Annotated in this window: 16 protein-coding genes and 2 tRNA genes; 14 read left to right on the forward strand and 4 right to left on the reverse strand. The window is 56.0% G+C overall.

All coding sequences use genetic code 11. The features are described from left to right. Positions 1-737 precede the first annotated feature (737 nt). The 6 genes from smc to RBB80_RS26800 all read left to right on the forward strand — a co-directional run bounded on the left by smc (position 738) and on the right by RBB80_RS26800 (position 9,224). Positions 738-4,649 (forward strand): chromosome segregation protein SMC, encoded by a 3,912-nt coding sequence (gene smc / locus RBB80_RS26775; protein WP_433969883.1) that lies wholly within the window; start codon positions 738-740, stop codon positions 4,647-4,649. Positions 4,650-4,861: 212 nt separating this feature from the next. Beyond that, the gene (locus RBB80_RS26780; RefSeq protein ID WP_433965291.1) at positions 4,862-5,299 is read left to right on the forward strand and encodes a hypothetical protein; all 438 of its coding nucleotides are present in this window, start codon (positions 4,862-4,864) and stop codon (positions 5,297-5,299) included. Between the two features lie 201 nt (positions 5,300-5,500). Then, positions 5,501-6,412 (forward strand): phosphoribosylaminoimidazolesuccinocarboxamide synthase, encoded by a 912-nt coding sequence (locus RBB80_RS26785; protein ID WP_433965292.1) that lies wholly within the window; start codon positions 5,501-5,503, stop codon positions 6,410-6,412. Positions 6,413-6,416: 4 nt separating this feature from the next. Next, complete coding sequence (locus RBB80_RS26790; RefSeq protein ID WP_433965293.1) at positions 6,417-6,953, forward strand: CvpA family protein; 537 nt, start codon at positions 6,417-6,419, stop codon at positions 6,951-6,953. A 51-nt stretch (positions 6,954-7,004) separates the two neighbouring features. Further along, on the forward strand, positions 7,005-7,283 hold the full coding sequence (locus RBB80_RS26795; protein ID WP_179582483.1) for a helix-turn-helix domain-containing protein: 279 nt from the start codon (positions 7,005-7,007) through the stop codon (positions 7,281-7,283). Between the two features lie 27 nt (positions 7,284-7,310). Then, on the forward strand, positions 7,311-9,224 hold the full coding sequence (locus RBB80_RS26800) for a hypothetical protein (RefSeq protein ID WP_433965294.1): 1,914 nt from the start codon (positions 7,311-7,313) through the stop codon (positions 9,222-9,224). Here the strand turns inward: RBB80_RS26800 and RBB80_RS26805 are convergent. Beyond that, positions 9,199-10,653: a PAS domain-containing sensor histidine kinase gene (locus RBB80_RS26805; protein ID WP_433965295.1), complete on the reverse strand. Its 1,455-nt coding sequence runs from the start codon at positions 10,651-10,653 to the stop codon at positions 9,199-9,201. The genes RBB80_RS26800 and RBB80_RS26805 overlap by 26 nt on opposite strands. A gap of 159 nt (positions 10,654-10,812) precedes the next feature. On the opposite strand from RBB80_RS26805, the gene RBB80_RS26810 reads away from it, so the two are divergent. The 6 genes from RBB80_RS26810 to RBB80_RS26835 all read left to right on the forward strand — a co-directional run bounded on the left by RBB80_RS26810 (position 10,813) and on the right by RBB80_RS26835 (position 16,314). After that, positions 10,813-10,887 (forward strand) — tRNA-Gly (locus RBB80_RS26810). 67 nt (positions 10,888-10,954) lie between these two features. Further along, positions 10,955-11,029, forward strand: a tRNA-Cys gene (locus tag RBB80_RS26815). Positions 11,030-11,736: 707 nt separating this feature from the next. Next, the gene (locus RBB80_RS26820) at positions 11,737-12,378 is read left to right on the forward strand and encodes a DUF2490 domain-containing protein (protein WP_433965296.1); all 642 of its coding nucleotides are present in this window, start codon (positions 11,737-11,739) and stop codon (positions 12,376-12,378) included. Between the two features lie 145 nt (positions 12,379-12,523). Further along, complete coding sequence (locus RBB80_RS26825; protein WP_433969885.1) at positions 12,524-13,444, forward strand: transporter; 921 nt, start codon at positions 12,524-12,526, stop codon at positions 13,442-13,444. A 952-nt stretch (positions 13,445-14,396) separates the two neighbouring features. Next, the gene (locus RBB80_RS26830; protein ID WP_433965297.1) at positions 14,397-15,485 is read left to right on the forward strand and encodes an HAD-IC family P-type ATPase; all 1,089 of its coding nucleotides are present in this window, start codon (positions 14,397-14,399) and stop codon (positions 15,483-15,485) included. Positions 15,486-15,585: 100 nt separating this feature from the next. Beyond that, complete coding sequence (locus RBB80_RS26835; protein WP_433969887.1) at positions 15,586-16,314, forward strand: HAD-IC family P-type ATPase; 729 nt, start codon at positions 15,586-15,588, stop codon at positions 16,312-16,314. A gap of 30 nt (positions 16,315-16,344) precedes the next feature. Here RBB80_RS26835 and RBB80_RS26840 read toward each other — a convergent pair whose 3' ends face one another. The 3 genes from RBB80_RS26840 to RBB80_RS26850 form a co-directional block, all read right to left on the reverse strand. Further along, on the reverse strand, positions 16,345-16,689 hold the full coding sequence (locus RBB80_RS26840; RefSeq protein ID WP_433965298.1) for a hypothetical protein: 345 nt from the start codon (positions 16,687-16,689) through the stop codon (positions 16,345-16,347). Positions 16,690-16,763: 74 nt separating this feature from the next. Further along, positions 16,764-17,186, reverse strand: a complete 423-nt coding sequence (locus RBB80_RS26845; RefSeq protein ID WP_433965299.1) for a universal stress protein — start codon at positions 17,184-17,186, stop codon at positions 16,764-16,766. A 17-nt stretch (positions 17,187-17,203) separates the two neighbouring features. After that, the gene (locus RBB80_RS26850; protein ID WP_433965300.1) at positions 17,204-17,410 is read right to left on the reverse strand and encodes a universal stress protein; all 207 of its coding nucleotides are present in this window, start codon (positions 17,408-17,410) and stop codon (positions 17,204-17,206) included. Between the two features lie 144 nt (positions 17,411-17,554). Between RBB80_RS26850 and RBB80_RS26855 the strand changes: the two genes are divergently transcribed. Both RBB80_RS26855 and RBB80_RS26860 read left to right on the forward strand, forming a co-directional pair. After that, positions 17,555-18,490: a universal stress protein gene (locus tag RBB80_RS26855; protein ID WP_433965301.1), complete on the forward strand. Its 936-nt coding sequence runs from the start codon at positions 17,555-17,557 to the stop codon at positions 18,488-18,490. Beyond that, positions 18,465-18,746: a hypothetical protein gene (locus RBB80_RS26860; RefSeq protein WP_433965302.1), complete on the forward strand. Its 282-nt coding sequence runs from the start codon at positions 18,465-18,467 to the stop codon at positions 18,744-18,746. The genes RBB80_RS26855 and RBB80_RS26860 overlap by 26 nt, the downstream gene beginning before the upstream one ends. The last annotated feature ends 53 nt before the right edge of the window (positions 18,747-18,799 follow it).

The following is an 18,799-nucleotide window of genomic DNA, read 5'->3' on the forward strand; positions in this document are numbered from 1 at the left end:
TCCTCGCCGTGCCTGACCCTTCGGCCAGGCGGTTGAAGTGTTCGTGGCATCTCGGGATGATGATGCGGATTATAGAAACGCCGTTGCTCAAAACGCAAGCTTACCCAACTTTTAGCTGCAATAAAAGTGTTATACACGAACAATCGCGTCCAGGGACTTCACGGCAAACAAGCAGCCCCAAACAGATCCCCGACCAACTCGCGTCGGTCAGGTGTCTCCCTCTGCCGAAGTGAGCTATTTTTGCGCTACTGACTTATGATGAGCGCCTGTCGATGGTCGTGTGCCCGTGTGGAGTGCTCGTGCGCCTTGACCGCGTGCTCATGGGCAGCCTCATGATTCCCCATTCGTATGGTGCTCAGCGGCCGCGTTGCGTGCCGTTGCCTCTTGCTCGTGATGTTCTGCTGACTTCCTTATGTACTTCATGTGCCATAAATCTCCTCTATCTGAAACATCCGCTTTGTTACTCTCGTGAATCTACTCGCCGCTCTCTTTCGCCTGCACCGTTGGCGGATTAGCATCTTATGCAACCGTCCCACATGACGATCTCATCAACTCTGTGGAATAGGGAAAACAGACCTCGCCGCCACCTTTATAAGGCACATCCTGCTCAAGCCACCCATTTCTTGCGTTTCTGCCCGATTATCCACAATATGTAGTGTTGTACCCGTTGATTCTGTACCTAACCAAAGCTAGAGTTAAATCAGTCCTATCCGACAGGGGAGAGTTTCTCAAAACTCATCGTTCGGCTCCGCAGAGGTGCACTTGCTCAAGCTCAAAAAGTCCAGATACTCGGCTTCAAATCCTTCTGTGATCGCACCGAGGTTCAGCTCTCCGGCGAAGGGATCGCTGCTATTGTCGGTCCCAACGGGTGCGGCAAGTCCAACATCTCCGACGCCATTACCTGGGTTCTGGGTGAACAGTCTGCCAAGAGCCTTCGCGGCATCAAGATGGAGGATGTCATCTTCGCTGGTACTCGTGACCGAAAGCCTACTGGAATGGCCGAGGTCTCACTCACCCTCGTCGACCCCGAGGTCTACGACGGAGCCAGCCTCGAGGACGCCCCCGAGATCGTGATCGACGAGAGCCTCCCTACCGACTGGGACGAGGCAACCCTTCGCCGGCAGCGCGCAGAAGATACGGAAGAAGCCGTCGCCGAAGCCCAGCCCGGGACCGTGATCGAAGGAGAGGCCAAAGTTCCGCACATGCTTCCCGTTCCTGCCGAGGCGGACGCTGGCTCAGAACTCGCAAATTCGAACAACGTCGTCCTGAAGATTCGTCGCCGAAAGTTCGGCCGTGCCCCTATCCGCGCCGGTGAACTCACGATCACTCGCCGCCTCTTCCGCTCGGGCGACAGCGAATATCTACTTAACGGTAAGATCTGCCGCCTAAGAGACATTCAGGACATTTTTATGGGGACAGGTCTTGGGGGTGAATCTTACGCCATCATCGGCCAGGAGCGCATCGGCCAACTACTCTCCGCCAAGCCGCACGACCGTCGCTCCATCATCGAAGAAGCGGCAGGCATCACCCGTTTCAAGACCAAAAAGCGCCTCGCCGAACTACGCCTCGAATCGGCTCGCCAGAACCTTGCCCGTGTCAACGACATCTTCGACGAAGTCACTCGTCAGATGACCACGCTGAAGCGCCAGGCCGCCAAGGCTGAACGCTATGGCGCGCTCCGCGATGAACTCCGCACTCGCCTCCGCATCGTTCTCGCTAGCCGCATGTCGCAGCTCGATACCGAGCAGGCTGCCACAACCGAAAAAATCAGCACCCTGGGAACTCATATCGACGCTCAGTCCGCCACCGTCGAGGCGATGGACGCCGAGCACACCGAAGGGGTCAACTCGGGCTATAGTCTGGATCAGCAGATCCGCGAAGCCGGATCTCAGGCAAACCAGTCTGCCGTCGAACTCGAGCGCATCTCTGCCCGCTCCGCCTCTAACGCCGACCGCATCACGGAACTTACCAACCGGCTCGCAACAGGTTCCGACGATCTCGCGCAAGCCCGCGAACAACTTGCAAGCCTTGCCGCCGAGCTTGAAGAACATCGGAGTTTCCTCAACAACGCCACAGCCGAGTCGACCAGTTCGCGCGAGGCGGCACAAAGCCATCAAGCGCAGGCGCAGGAAGCTGCCCGTGCGGTCGCATCAGCAGAGCAGCAGGCCGAACAAAACCGCCGCTCCACCATGCAGCTGGTTCAGCGTATCGCCCAGACTCGTAACGAAGAGGCTCAGGCGGCCGCAGCTCTCGCTGGTCTGGACCGCGAAGCGGAACGCCTCCTCTCCGAGTCCGATATAGCCAAACAGGAACTCGAAACTCTGGGCCTGCAGCGTGGTCAGGTCAAGATGTCCTTCGAGTCAGTCACCGAACGCCTCAAGCGTCTCGAAGCCGAGATCGCCGAACTTCGCCTTCAGGTAGGAGCCAATCGCAAGGAGGAGTCTGAATCCAAGCGTCGCGGCGACCAGCTGCGAGGTGAAGTAGCAACCCTTGACGGCCGCCGCGCGTCCCTTGAAGCACTTATCCGCGAGCACAGCTACTCCACCGATACCGTTCGAAATCTTTTCAAGACTGACGCCTATAAGCAGAATGTCGACGGCATGGCTGCTGTGGGCACTCTCGCCGACTTCCTCGAAGTTGACGGCAAGTATGAAAATGTCGTGGATGAATTCCTCCGCGACGAGCTCAATTATGTCGTCGTCAAATCCTGGGACGCTGCCACTGCAGGCATGCATCTTCTCCAGACCGACGTCACCGGACGCGCCACCTTCCTCGTACATCCGAACGACTCCCAAGCCAACTTCGCATTTGCCGAGGGCATGCCGAGCATCGCGCAGACCAATATCGACGGTATCGAGGGCGTCGTTCCTTTGAAAGAGTGCATCCGCGTTCTCGATGGTTTCGGCAAATCCCTCGAGGTCATCCTGCCAAAGCTCCGCGAGGGCTTCGTAGCTCCGGACTCCTACACCGCTCGCTCGCTCGCGCTTTCGAATCCGCAGGCATTCTTCCTCTCTCCCTCCGGTGAGACCTTCCATAACGTCACCGTTACAGGTGGGCGGCCCCGCACCCAGGGTCCGCTGGCCCTCAAACGCGAACTAGCCGAAGTGCAGCAAAAGCTCGAAAAGACAGAACAGGAGCTAATTCAGACCGATCGCAATACCGTCGAGCTGCAGCATCAGATCGCCGCCCTCCAGTCCGCCATCGAAGGCAAGACCCACGAGCGTCGTGACGCCGAGCGTGAATCAGCCAACTCCGGAGCGGCCCTGCGCCAGATGGAGTCGGAGGTCGCCCGCATCGAGCGCCGCCTGCAGGACTGGGCTCTGACCAACGAACGCAATCGCGAGGCCCGCAACCAGAAAGCAGATTTGATCTCGCGCCGCCAGCAGGAGGCAACCGCCTTCGAGAATGAACGCAGCACGCTTGAGGCCAGCCTCACCGCTCTTCAGGAACAACTCGAAGAACTGCGCAGCCGCCGCGAAGAGCTTCAACAGGGCGCCGCAGCAGCCTCCGCCGCACTGGCCGGCCTGGAAGAACGCCGCCGCAACGCCGCCGCAAACTTCGAGCAGACTGCCCGCCTCCATAACGGTCAGAACCAGCGAATCCAACAGCTCGATCAACAGCTCGCCTCAGCTGGAGCAGAAAAACTCCGCCGCGAAGAAGAGACAGCCGCCCTCGCCGTCCAGCAAGCCGAGCTCTCAGAGGTACGCGCCAACGCCGTAGCTCAGAGCGCACGCCTCACCGAAGAGGCCCACGCTCTCCGTGCTTCGATGACCGAACTCGATGCTCGTCTCCGCACACTCCGTCATGAAACCGAGGCTCTCCGCGAACAGCGCGCTGCTCTTACCGCCCGTGCCGCAAAGCTCGCCTCCGACATCGAGCATATCGACGCTACCTGCCTCAACGACCTCGGCGCTGAAGCCATCACCCTCCGCGAAGACCACACCATAGCCCGTATTGAGGGCGACGACCTCCACGTTCAGGAAGAAGAGTCGCGCACCCTCAAGCAAAAGCTCGAAGCCATGGGTCCGGTCAACATGATGGCTCTCGACGAGTACAACGAAACTGTCACACGGCATAGCTTCCTGGAGACCCAACGCAAAGACCTGCTCGACTCCATCGAAAATACTCAGGCCTCGATCAAAGAGATCGACGACGTCTCCCGTCTCAAATTCGACGAGGCCTTCAAGGTGATCAACGACAACTTCTCCGTCACCTTCACAAAGCTCTTCGGTGGCGGCCAGGCGTTCATGAAGCTCACCGATGCCGAGAACTCCAACGAAAGCGGCATCGACATTGTCGCTTCGCCCCCGGGCAAAAAGCTGCAGAACATCCTTCTGCTCTCGGGAGGAGAAAAAGCCCTTACCGCCCTTTCCCTCCTTGTAGGAATCTTCCAATTCCAACCCGCTCCTTTCTGCATCCTCGACGAAGTCGATGCTCCGCTCGACGAAACCAATGTAGGCCGTTTCGCAAAGCTCATTCACGACATGAGCGCGACCACACAATTCGTCGTCATCACCCACAGCAAACGCACTATGTCCCAAGCTGATGTCATCTACGGCGTTACCATGCAGGAGCCGGGCGTCTCGAAGATCGTCAGCGTCAACCTCAATCGCCGCGACTCCGCCGACAATCGTCGCGCCGTGGCGTGATAACCCTAGCCTTTGCGCAGCTGGAGCGATTCACCACTCGCTCCAGCTTTTTTCACTATCGTTGAATTCTCTGTCTTGTCGTCCCCAGTAGATTGTCACTGACAAAAAACAGAAATCCATAACCTTCTACACTCATCCGAGAAAGCAGCTAATCTAAAAACGGCATGAACATTCCGCTCACAACTGCCGTTCTTATCTTGTTGTCAGGAGCGATGCTTCTTGTACGGATCTTTTGGGACCGTATTCACTCTCGTCTCAAGCTCGGCCTCATCACAGCATCCATAGCCCTGGTCCTGATTCAGATGTTCTTCGTTGCTTCAAAATGGGGTATGACTTCCGACAGGTTGAATGTCTTCATTAACTGGTTGGCTGTTGCGGCATACGAACTCCTAGTACTCCTGTTCACGCGACTGTCTCCAAAATGGCTGACCTACCTCAGCGCCGCAATTCTTGTAGTCCCCGTCTTCGGAGCGAGCGTTATGCTCCCGCTCACCGAAATCTTCGACCCTTCTTCCTATGCGAAGGTACCAATCGGCGACGATTTTTTCTACGAAGTCAAACCTTGGGCCAATGCGGGCAACGGCACGAAGGAGCAGACCTTATCGTCTCTTATCACCCTCCCATCGCACCATTTTTCCGTCACAAAGTAAGGACTATTTCTTTCAATGATCGCGAGTGCAACTCAAGCGCTGCCATTGCCATCCCATCTCCTGCCACCAAAACTGTCCTTGGCCGCTGCCCGCGCTGGCCATCTGAATCCGCAGGAACTGTCGACAAGATTTTCCCACTGTCCTAGGCTGTTAGTGGCCATTCCAGTCTGATTCCAACCAAAAGGTGGTAATGTCGAACCAATGCCAGCAGTTCTTTTAGAGACACATCTTGGGTCACTTCCCCTCACCGCACGCGGCAAGGTCCGCGACATCTACGCCCTTTCTCCCGACGAACTCCTGTTCGTTGCCAGTGACCGGATATCCGCGTTCGATCATGTTTTGGGCAGCGGCATTCCGTTCAAGGGAAGAATCCTGAACCGGCTGTCCCTCTTTTGGTTTGATCTGCTCAGGCCGATCGTCCCGAATCACCTGATCACCGCCGACGCCAAACAGTTCCCCGCACAACTCGAGCCATTTTTCGACCAATTGGAAGGCCGCAGCATGCTCGTCAAGCGAGCAAAGATGTTTCCCGTCGAGTGTGTCGTCCGTGGCTATCTTTCCGGATCCGGCTGGAAGGACTATCAGCAAACCGGTTCGATCTGCGGCATCAAATTACCTGCCGGTCTTCGAGAGTCGGATCGCCTGCCTGAGCCAATCTTTACCCCGGCCGCAAAGATTCACTCCGGCGGCCACGACGAAAACATCTCCTACAAAATGGCCGCGAAGACTATCGGCGGCACTCATGCCAATGCACTGCGCACACTCACGCTCAAAATCTATGAAAAAGCAACCGAACATGCAGCCAGCAAAGGGCTCATCCTAGCCGACACCAAGTTTGAATTCGGTCTCATCACCGACGAATCGGGAAATGAGCAAATCGTTCTTGCCGACGAGGTACTAACGCCTGACTCCTCACGCTATTGGCCAGCAGATTCCTACAGCCCCGGTGGTCCGCAACCTTCTTTCGACAAACAATACGTCCGCGACTATCTCGAATCGATTCGCTGGAACAAGCAAGCTCCCGCGCCCGCTTTACCGCGTGAGGTGGTCGTCCGTACCAGCGAAAAATATCTCGAGGCCTATCGCTTGCTCACTGGCCGTACAAACCTTTAGGCGCATGAACCTCTTCGACTGGTTCTTGATCGCGGTTCTGGCGTACTCCACGATCTTAGCCTTCGTGCGGGGCATTATCTTGGAGCTCTTCTCTCTTGGCGGCCTGATCGCGGGAATCCTGATCGCCAGCTGGAATTACAGCCGTCTGGCTGTGTATCTTGACCGCCTGGTCGTCACACGATCAATCGCAGACATCGTCTCCTTTCTCCTTCTCATCACAGGAGTCATGGTGCTAAGCGCGTTGCTTGGCAAATCTTTCAATAGCACCGCTCATGCCATCGGACTCGGCTTATTTGACCGGATGCTCGGCGCCGTCTTCGGTTTTGTCCGCGGTTGCCTCTTAGGGGTAGCCATCCTGATGGTTGTCACCGCCTTCCTCCCTCATCCCAGCTGGATTAAAAATTCGCAGCTATCTTCCTATTTCCTTGAGGGTGCGCATGCGGTATCCTTCGTTGTACCTTACGACCTTCAGCAACGGATTCTGGATGGCGCCGCTCAACTCAAGCACAACGCGCCCAATTGGATCAAACCGCTACGGTAGAGGCACAATGAGAGTGTGGTTCCACAAAGGGGCCGCCAGCGAGGAATAACCTTGAAGCGCGAAATGGACGGCTTGATCACACAGATGCACAGCGCCGGCATCCCCTACTCGGAGGCCGTACGTCAGTTCAAGAAGCGCTACATCCTTGAAGTGCTGGCGCATCACAAAGGGAACCAGTGCAAGGCCGCCGACGAGCTCGGGATGCATCGCAACACCCTTAGCCGTACCCTCGCTGAACTCGACATGGACACCGCCCAGATTCGCAACGGTATGCGTCGCCCCCCAAGAAGCGAGCGCCCACACATTCAGAATATTGCAAGCGCCCGTTAACTTCCGCCGCCGTCTAATCAGCAGTCGATGAGACCCACCTGCCAAACCCGTGCGTCCGCAGTTGCAAAATACACCGCCGCGTTCGCCATCATCGGTACAGTCTCTTTTACCACCCTGGCTCAGTCCAATCCGGGCCCTAACGCCAGCGTCTCCTCTGAAGCCGTCTCCAGACAAAACGTTCGGGCCGCCGACGACGCCTACCTTTCCGGTGCACGCCTGCTGGATCACAACGATCTCACGGGAGCCGAGCTGAAGTTCCGTAAAGCGTTAACCCTCGACTCCTCCAATCATGACTACGCCCTGGCGCTGAGCGTCACCCACCAACGCCACGTCACCGAGCTGATACAACAGGCTGGTAAAGCGCGTCTCCTAGGGCAGCACGAAAAGGCCGAAACGCTCCTGGCCGAAGCCCGCCTTCTAGATCCTGAGAATAGGACAGTGGGCTCCCAAGTCGACAACGGGGCACTCCCAAAGGCCTTCCACTCGCAGATAGAACCTTGGATTCGCGAAGGCCCTGCGATCGCTGGCCCCGTCACCCTCGAGCCCAATTCCGGTCAGAAGAGCTTCCACCTTCACTCCGACGAGCAAGACATTATCCGACAGGTTCTGTCAGGCTACGGGATCCGTGCAGTATTCGATGAATCGGTCCAGAGAGACAATCTGCGCTTCGATCTCGACGACTCGTCTTACCAACAGGCGGTTCCTGTTCTCCTAAACATCACCCATCTATTCGCTGTACCTCTGGACGCCAAAAGTGTCTTTATAGCCAAAGACACACAGGAGAACCGCCAGCGTCTCGAGCGTCAGTTGCAGGAGACGATCTACATCCCCGGCATGACCAACGAAGAGATGGACAACTTCGGCACTCTTGTGAAGAATATCTTCGACGTCAAGGAAGTTACTGTTGGGAAGGCCTCAGGCACCCTTGTCCTCCGCGCCCCCCAGGAGACCCTGACCTATATCAACCTCACCCTCGCTGATCTTATCGACGGCGGCAGCGAGGTCATGATCGACCTTCAACTTTTCTCCGTCAACAAGACCGATCAACGAAACATCGGCGCGCAGCTTCCCCAGCAGGTTGGTATCTACAACGTAGCGTCAGCAGCGCAAAGTATCGTCAGCTCCAATCAAAGCCTCGTAAACCAAGCCATTGCGCAGGGTCTGGTCCCGGCCGGGTCAAGCAATATCGTTATCGCTCTTGCGCTCATCGCCTCAGGCCTCGTCCAGAGCACTTTACTTTCCAATACGGTTGGCTTTTTCGGCGGCGGACTCACCCAAACTGGGGTTACTACGAATCAGTTTGCGGCTTTCAATCTCTCGCTTACTGCCAGCGACACTCGGGCTCTCAACGATATCCAGATCCGAGTCGGCGACCGTCAATCTGCGACCTTCCGGGTCGGCGAACGCTACCCCATTACCACCGCAACCTATTCCTCTGGAATCAGCAACTCATCCGTGCCATCCAACGCTACGATCAATGGTGTTTCCGTCTCGAGCCTGCTCAACTCCGCAGCCGGTACTTCCGCCACAATTCCTCAGATTCAGTATGAAGACCTCGGTCTCACGCTGAAAGCAACTCCAACTGTTCAAAAGTCAGGCGCAATTAAAATGCACATCGATCTTAAGATCGAAGCACTGAGCGGCGGTACGGTGGACAACATCCCAATCCTCAACAGTCAGCAGTTCGCCTCGGATGTAACACTCGACGACGGCGATACTGCGCTGATGGTCAGCAGCCTCACTAAAAGCGAAGCGGCCAGTATCAACGGTTATCCTGTATTGAGCGAGCTACCCGGTTTTCAGACCGCTACAGCAGAGCGTCTGACTGACACCAGTTCCAGCGACCTCCTGCTTCTCCTCACGCCTCACATCACCCGTCGCCGATCCAATCTAACTGTCGGTCCTAGAATCGCAATCAATTTACCTGAGCCACCAGGTTAGGACTTCCCTCCACCGGCAACCAAACCGAGAACACAGTGCCATGTCTCTCACCACGCCGTGTCCTTGCCCTGATTCGGCCGCCGTGCTTCTCAACAATCCCCTTGCTCACCCAGAGCCCAAGTCCCGTTCCTGTAAGTTCCTTCGTCGTCTGGAATGCTTCAAAAAGATGCTCCTGCATCTCCGGCTTAATCCCCTCACCTATATCCGCGACCGTCAGACGCACCCCTGGAGTTCCGCTGAGACCATCCAGCTGCGGCTGCAACCTTATCGTTAACCGCCCTCCTTTACTCATCGCGTCGAGCGCGTTCCTGACCAGATTATTAATCACTTGGCGAATCTCTCCTTCGAGTACTCTCACCTTTGGCGTCGCCACTAACTTCCAATCGATCTCGATGTTCCGAACGAGGGTCCGTCCCGTATACAGAGCCATGACCGTGCGCAATAGCTCCGCCATATCCACATCGGTCGGCTTGCTATGCTGTCGGTTGAACCTCAATGTCTGCAAAGTGATCTCAGTGACCCGAGCCAGTTCACCTTGAGCCAATGCTGCAAAGTGTTGCGTATCTTCCATCGACTCCGATTGTCGAATCAGATACAGCAGGTTTGTAATCGACTCGAGTGGATTATTAATTTCGTGGGCAATGGACGAAGCCAGTTGCCCCACCGCTGCCAGCTTTTCTGATTTCCTAAGCGCCTCGTCTTGCAGTCGCGCCTGCGTGACATCAGTATTCACGGCTACGCCGCCAAGTATCTTTCCATTTAGAAAAATGGGCGCTGCCACGCTTCGAATCCAGCGATCCGACGTTTTTACTGTCTCTGTGGACCACCGCCCAGCTAGCGCCGTCTCCAGCGTTTTCAACTCCGCCGGAAACGTGCCGCCACTCATCATATTGGCAACATGGTTGGAACGGACTTTCGCATCGGAAGTCGCAATATAAACCCCATGCGGCATGCTTTCGATCACCGCATCCAACTCGGCCGTCTTCTGTTCTGCCAGTTCATATGCCCTACGAAGATTTTCCTGTTGTTGACGCAGTTCGGTTACCTCTCGAAACGTTACGACTACACCTGCAACGCATCCCTCTATCACCACCGGTTGCGCGGAAATTTCTGCGACAAAGCTGCTTCCATCTTTTCGAAACATTGTGTCCGTCAGCCGCCTCAAAGCCTTACTCTTCCGCACCACGTCGTAGATCGGGCACTCGGCACCAGGAAAATGACGCCCATCCGGATAGTGGTGATGCACAAGTTTGTGCATATTGTTGCCGAGCATCTCTTCGCTAGCAAAGCCAAAGCAACTCACTGCCATACGATTAACGAACGTACAATTCCCTTCAAGATCTAGCCCCCATATTCCCTCTCCGGCTGAATCGAGCAGGGCCTGCCAATGCTGCATCTGCCCTACGTCTTGTGGTAATGGCTGCGTCATCGACCTCATTCCTATACGGCACTTCCTAACTCCGAGCCAATCAACAATTGAGATGCAGTTTTATGCCTGGTATGACACTCAGAAAAGAATCGCATTTGCGACTGCACGTGACACGTCGTTGACCGTACCGAACATGGCCGCTATACTTGAACCAGTAGAGCGGGAGTAGCTCAGTGGTAGAGTGCTTCCTTGCCAAGGAAGATGTCGCCGGTTCGACCCCGGTCTCCCGCTCCAAATAACATCCTGCCTGCGGTACACTTCTCCTACAATCCAGCAGGGCAGAATTACATAGCCCACCCGAGGCGCGGTACCCAAGTGGTAAGGGAGAGGTCTGCAAAACCTTTATGCGTCGGTTCGATCCCGACCCGCGCCTCCATAATCTTCTCAACAACTTAGACGACTTGACGAAACGGTTGTTGGCCTAAGCCGACTATAAGGCTGCCCATCGACTTGTAAACCCACACTAGTCGGCTGCCTCGAGATCGCCAAATGGATCCTCATTCAAGGTCAGTCACATTACCTTTTGCCGGGCAATATCGGCAATCTCAACTCAACTAAATTAGCCTTCGACGCAACGGCCAACAACGGCTCAATGATGGCCTGAAGCGGCATGTGATTGGGTCGCAAAACGCTGCCTCTGCACACTGCCTTAGTCATAGGGCAGCCGGTCGTCGTGGCGCTTTGCTCGGTCCAACTGCCCAGACCGCACGTGACCAAGTGCACCCGCGATTGACGCTCGGGCTTCGGGATTTCTGCTCTGGCGATATAAGAATGGTGTAACTCGCTCTTCCCGCCTTGCCAACTGTGTGTAACGAACCGTGCCGGCCCGCGCAGCCGGTCACCGCCATGTTCCGGATGGGTGGATTCTGAGAATCAACTCTAATCATGAAGAATTCAATAGTTGTACATTCGGAAAATTAGCTTATCGCTGTCGATGATAGGGTGCATACTCTCTTATGTTATCGATTGTCGGAACATCAAATGTTATCCGTATTAGCTGACAGCAGAGACTATCGAGAGCGCCCATGGCCTTCGTTTTCGTGCGTTGGCCTTTTCGTCTTGATTACAATGGTTTCGTTTGCGATGGCGCAGTCCCCCCAGTTCCTGCCTGAGATCGATTCCTCTCTCTCGATCAACCCGCTGGTGCGCCTGAGATTTCAAGCAAAACAAACGCGTGAGGGCGGCGACCCAACCCAGGCCGAAGTAGGGCCCAGCGTGGACTTCTACCTCAAACCGTGGATTAGGCTTAAGAGCGTAACCGCGTTCGATCTAGACGAAGCCGAGAAGCGCGCTCTGATCTTCTCGGCCGGCTACCGCATTCTTCCCTCGCCAGACGCTAGTACCGTACAGCGACTGCAACTGGTCGCCACGGCCAATTTTCCCCTCCAGTGGGGTCTGTTGCTTTCTGATCGAAGCCGCGCTGACAATGATTGGACCAACGGAGAATACGATTGGCGCTATCGAAATCGGGTTTCGCTGCAGAAGTCGATTGCCGTTCACACCTATCACCCAAAAGTCTATCTCCGCGCCGAGGAGTTCTACGAGAGCAAATATCAGAAATGGAGCACCACAGCGTTATACATAGGCGCTACCTTCCCTATCCAAAGCCGTCTCGAACTTAGCCCCTACTACGATCATCAGAACAATACCGGCAAGAAGCCGAATCAGCGGTTAAATCAGCTGGGATTGATTGCGAACTTCTATTTCACTGCCACGAAGAGGTGAACAAAATCGTGAATAACTCGCAATGACTCAATGGGTTCCCTGCCAGGACCCATGAGAGTTATCATGGTCCGCCGAAGTGCCAAAAAACCGCGCCCGCCATGGGACCGGGAGCAAAGTGAAAATAGAAGGGGTATTCTTGAGAGTCGTGTTTCTTGCCGCGGCGCAGACCCTGCTGGTCTGCATGGTGAGCGCTCAAGAGCTTGCGCCACGGGCCTATGTCATTACTCCGCCGCAATTGAATGCAGTTACCGTGACCTGGTCTTTCTATGACGGAAGTATCAACTATAACGGGTCGCTGCCGGTAAGTGGCGCTGTGGGAACATATCAGGTTCCGAGCCTCACCTATTATCGTTCGTTCAGTATGTTTGGCCGCTCGGCAAACGGGATCGCGTCGTTGCCTTACGGACGAGGAACCTTCGAGGGAACCGTTACAGGAGCCGGACTACGGGTCTATCGTTCGGGCCTGCTGGATTCGGTTTATCGCCTTTCGGTGAATCTTATGGGTGGTCGGGCGATGTCGATTCAGGAATTTTCTCGATGGAAGCAGAAGACCCTTCTGGGTATTAGTGTCAAAGTGGTCCCGCCCACCGGCCAATACGATCCGACCAGGCTCATCAATTGGGGTACGAACCGATGGTCGTTCAAGCCGGAGCTCGGCTATTCGCGGCGATTTCGGACGCTCGTCCTGGATTCATATGCGGGAGTCTGGTTCTTCACCAGCAACCCCGACTTCTGGTCGCGCAACGTTTATTATTCGGGCACAAGAGCTCAGTCGCAGAATCCGATCGGCGCATTTGAAGGACATTTGAGTTACGACATCAAGCCTCGACTTTGGGTATCTCTCGATGGGAACTACTGGTTTGGTGGCGAGACCAGCATTGGCGGAGTAAAAAATTCTCTGAGTAAAGAGAGCAACTCGCGGCTTGGGGGGACATTTTCGATGCCCATCACCAAGCATCAATCAATAAAGGTTAGCTACAGCAACGGCACCTATATCCGATTTGGCGGTAATTATCAGAACGTTTCGGCAGCATGGCAGTATTCCTGGATCGGCAAATCTAGATGACTCGCTGAGCTCATTTCGAGAGGAGATTATATGGACTGACTTCCGCCGGCAAGCTTTGCCTCTGCCTGTTCGCCACGTTTTTGATTCCTGTTGCTGTCTCTTGCTGCAAAGCACCCGCTCCCCGGTTTAGCCGAAAAGGCCACGAAATCGGAAACCCATCCCTCATCGCAGGACGAGCCACCGGCACCGTCAAAGGAGGTCCCGTTGCCGACCGGCTTTGGGAGGTATAGCGGCGACCTCAATCAGATGGCGAAGAGGCGCACATTCGGGCGCCTGCGCGATGAAGCAGTACTGCCAACTTGCGGGCGACGGCGACGATGGCACGGCTTGTGGCCCCAGTCCGGGTCGCGGTCTCGACGTCCTGATTCTGGGGTCTTGCCTGTTCCGCGGAGCTGACGAGAAGAATTGGGTTCGCGACCGACAGATTTGTTAATCCGGGTATGCTGATCGACGGTGGACACACCCCCATGTTCAAACTCCAACCGTTGATTGGCCCGTCGGCGATGGAGAGAGAGTCTTCTGTTTGTTCCTGCCACAAGCGTCGTTACGACAACTGAAAGAACTTTCGTGATTGCGTCAGTCAATGGCCGAGCGCACTTGATTGATGTGCGGAAGGGTCCGGCTGCTGGTGAGAACGTTTCCGTCCGAGGCCAAATTGCTGTCGGCCAGGAGATAGTCAAGCGGGCTTCTGACGAGATCAGGAAGGAACGCCTCTCAGATAGCTAAATTTAGCCGCGATAAGCGACGGGGGAAAAATCGGCTTAGCGGAGATTTCCCGACGTAAGTTTCTTGTAAGTAACCGCAGAGTTGCCGGACTTGCCGCCGCCAGACGGAGGTGTTCTGGGTTCGTCCATGCGATCCGAATATTTGCCCGTTGGCAGGGTTTGATCGTGACTGTGGTCACATTCAGGGAGGCGAAAACGCCTGTAGGCTTCAGGCGAGGGCGTTCTTTGTGAAACAAGCCGGCTCACTTACGAAGTGGCTTGGTAGTCCAGTAGCGCACATCGCTACTGCAATCTTTATTGGAACGGGGATGCTGGCGGCGTTGGGTGTGAGACTGGTGGTGCAGGACAAGCACACGGTCAATGTTGTGTTGTGGGTGGCAATCGCGGGGGCGAGCATGCCACTGCTGATCTCCCTGGTGCAGCAACTGAGCAAGGGAAATTTCAGCGTCGATATTCTGGCGTTGCTCTCGATTGTGACGTCGTTGATTCTCGGGCAGTACTGGGTGGCCGCGATTGTCGTGCTGATGCTGTCAGGCGGGCAGGCACTGGAGAGCTATGCGACGAGGCGGGCCTCCTCGGTGCTAAGCGCGTTGGCCAAGCGGATGCCACAGACGGCGCATCGGGCGGGTGAAGTCGTATCCGATGTGTCCATCGATTTAATCGTCGTGGACGACGAGCTGGTCATCTATCCGCATGAGATATGCCCGGTGGATGGGGTGGTGGTGAGCGGGCGGGGGAGGATAGATGAGTCGTACCTGACCGGGGAGCCGTTTCTGATCGCGAAGGCACCGGGGGCGAGCGTCCTGTCGGGATCGATCAACGGTGACGCCGCACTGACGATACGGGCGACGAAGGCGGCAACTGATTCGCGCTATGCAAAGATTGTCGAAGTGTTGCATGCGTCGGAGGAGAACCGGCCGCGGATGCAACGGCTGGGCGACCGTCTGGGGTCGTGGTATACGCCGATCGCTATTGTCATTGCACTGGCCAGCTGGTTCTTGAGCGGGCATCCGGAGCGTTTTCTGGCGGTCCTGGTGATTGCGACGCCCTGTCCCCTGTTGATTTCTATTCCGGTCGCCATCATCGGGGCGATTTCGGTAGGGGCGCGATTTGGGATCATCATCAAAGACCCATCAATTCTTGAAAAAATGGAAACCTGCCATGTGCTCATTGTGGACAAGACAGGGACGCTGACATACGGAAAGCCGAGTCTGACGGAGGTTCAATGTTTTGGGGGATCAAGCGAGAGACAGCGCTCCAGTATGTTGCCAGCCTGGAGCGGTACTCGAAGCATCCGTTGGCAAATGCGGTGTTGACCGCGGCTAAGGCGCAGGGACTGCCGTTCCTAGAGGTAGAGGACGTTTCGGAGGCTCCGGGTGCGGGCCTGACGGGGCATTTGGGGGGCAGTTGGTTGCAGTGACGGGGCGGGGGAAGCTAACGAGGGAACTGGCCGAGGCGATGCCGCCGGTTGCTTCGGGACTGGAGTGTGTGATGCTGCTGGACGGCGGACTGGCGGGAGTCTTTCACTTTCAAGACGAGCCGCGGCGCGAGAGCAAGTCGTTTCTGAAGCATCTAGGGACGAAGCACTCGATCAAGGAGGTGATTCTGCTCTCCGGAGACCGGCCTGCCGAGGTGGCGCTGTTTGCTGCCGGGATGGGAATTACGAAGGCATATGGGGGCAAGAGTCCTGAGGAGAAGGTGGAGCTAGTGCGGGAGTTGACGGCCAGATCGTGCACGTTGTATCTGGGCGACGGGATCAACGATGCTCCGGCAATGATGACTGCAACAGCGGGGATTGCGCTGGGAGTAAACAGCGACATTACCTCGGAGGCTGCGGGCGCGGTTGTTCTGCAATCTTCACTAGTGAGCGTGGATGAACTGATGCACATAGGAAGAAGGATGCGAGGCATTGCGCTCACTAGCGCGATAGGTGGCATGGGGCTGAGCCTGATTGGGATGGGGGCTGCGTCGTTGGGGCTGATCAGTCCGATCGAGGGGGCGATCGCGCAGGAGGTTATCGACCTCCTCTCTATTCTCAATTCATTACGGATGATTCTGCCGACGGGTTCGCTGAGCGACTTTGAAGGGCCTGCGGTGATGGGAAAACGACCAATCCCGAATGACCGAGCGGTTGCCGCACCATGAGCCGAGAACAAGCCGTGAGATCGGCGAGCCTCAAAGTGTGCCGACAAACCGGTTGCGCCGGGTCGCATCATCGCTAATAGGTAACGATATACGGCTTGAGCGGCATAGGGTCGGTGGGTGACCGCCGTCGCTATGCCGATCTAACTTCAGTAAGGTCGCTGGTAGTTCAGACATTTTTCTGTTTCGTGCTGTCAACTCGAACTCCTCGCCAGTAGAGTACGGCCCGACTTCCTGCAAGTCAGCTTCAACCGGTTGGGCGAAGGTGAAGATCGCGCAAGGAGCGTTCTTGATGACACCGGCAACCAGATTTTTGCGGAAGTAAGACGAAACGTTCCCGTTCTTGTGAAGGCCAAACATGATGTAATTCGCATTCACGGCATGCGCGCGCTCCGATATAACGCGTTCGGCGGCACCATAGAGAAGAGCTGATTTAGCGGCGACCCCTTTCCTCAGCAGTCGGCCAACCAGTAGATCGAACTCAAATTGAGTGTGGGCTGCGCTGTGCGGGCGTGAGTACTCGCGACAACATTCACTGCGTGGACGAGTTCCACATCCGCGCGTAGCGCCTTTACGAGACAAGCGATGATCCTGAGCCGATCATCAACGTCTTCCGGGAAGTCGATTGGGCAAATCACCCTTTCCACCCGGTTTGGATGTGAATTCTCTTTGACCACCTTTGGATCTATGATGACAACTGGGCACGGGAGCGTCCGAAGAAGGTATTCTGCCGTTGAGCCGAGCACCCCATAGGCGCCGAGAAAAAGAATGTCCGGCTTTAGATCGGCCACAGTCTGAGTAAGAACATCAGCGGGCGACCCGGCTCTCAGCAGCAACCGCGTGTCGACCCCACGCCCGCGGGAGCGGTCTGCCATCTGCTCAAGGCGTTCACTCAGGTCCTGTCACCAGCCACTACGTGCTTGGCCGGGCTCTGCACGTGAACAAGGGTGACTTCCGAATTCTGCCTCGTCGCAAGATCCAGAGCGTAGTCGAGAGCGGTGCCAGCATACGGAGAGAAATCGTATGCAACTACGAGTTTCTTGAGGGCCGCCGAACCTTCTATTGGGACTATCGGCCTCGTTGCGGGGAGAGTCGGCACAATTCACTCCTGGAAGTAGAGGTCTAAGTGAGGCTGTCATCCCTGTGTCGTTGTATGTGACGGAGGTCACAGCCTTCGAAATGTCCTGCGAGAGAGGATATACGTGACAGCAATGCGGAGATTGTCCGCGTACGAGGTGCACTTATGATTCCTGTATCTGGAACGATCGACGGCTCAATCCACGACGAAGGTGTACATCTTGCCACGACCGACATTCACTTCAAGCGAATCCTGGTTGGAATTGACTACTCTAAGCAAGCCGCCCTGGCATTGAAGACGGCCATCGCGATCGGCGAGATCTTCGGCTCGGAGATCTTCCTCGTCACTGCTGTGCCATCTTTTGTGTATGAAAAGGGGCAGCGGCCGATACTACCGGAGACGATTAGCGCCGAGATTGATAGTGCGAAGGAGGAGATGAAGCAGATTGTCGCTAGCGAGCCGCGACTACATGGGCTTCGATTGAAGACGACTGTCGCCTACGCCGGTGCAGTCGATCTCATCGAATATATTGCCAGCGAGGAGAAGGTCGACCTGATCGTCTTAGGTTCGCATGGTTCGAGCGGTCTCGAGCGGCTGGCGCTGGGATCCGTAGCGGAGGCGGTGTTGCGCAAGGCCGCGTGCCCTGTTCTTGTTGTAGGCCCGAACTGTCCCGCCGAGCAACATCCATTCCAGTCGATCCTGTTCGCCACCGACCTCGAAACCACAGGACTGCGTGCGGCGCTGTACGCTTCAGCTCTCTCGGAACACGTCCACGGCCGTCTCACGCTGCTGCACGTGGTTGAAAATCAGAAAGATGTCCCGAGCGCAGAGTCTGGGCTCACCGAGAATCGCCTCAAGCAGGAGCTTCGGAGCCTTCTTCCCGCTGATGTGGGACTCTTCTGCGAGCCGAAAGTCCGTCTTGAGTATGGCTCGCCGGCTGAACTAATCCCGGTCGTCGCTGGGTCGGAAGCTGCGAGCCTAATTGTAGTTGGGTTACGAAATCAATCATCCTTGGCCGAACACTCACCCTGGTCAGCCCTGTCTCACGTCATCCGGGAGGCGAAGTGCGGCGTGCTTGGGGTTCGCGCTCATTTGCTCTGAACTTCATCCTCACCACACGGACTCCCATGGCGACAATACGATCGCTGCGAACACGAAGACCCGTAGGCAAACCTGTGCAACCGAAGCCAACAATGCCCGCGACGTCCGCAACACCGAGGAAGCCCTGCTGAAGAGCTACTTCATGCTGGCGGTTCGTGCCGATGGTGAGATTATCGTAGTAGCGTTTGGAGCGAATGAGCCGATCATGGAAGGAAGCGAATTGGCTTGTGTCCTCATTTTTCCGCCCCCGCTGTGACTTTAGTTCGGATATGACCCGTATTTAGGAATTCTCGTTCCTCAAAAGAGCAT

This window comes from Tunturiibacter gelidiferens (assembly GCF_051013345.1).
Lineage (GTDB): Bacteria > Acidobacteriota > Terriglobia > Terriglobales > Acidobacteriaceae > Edaphobacter > Edaphobacter gelidiferens_A.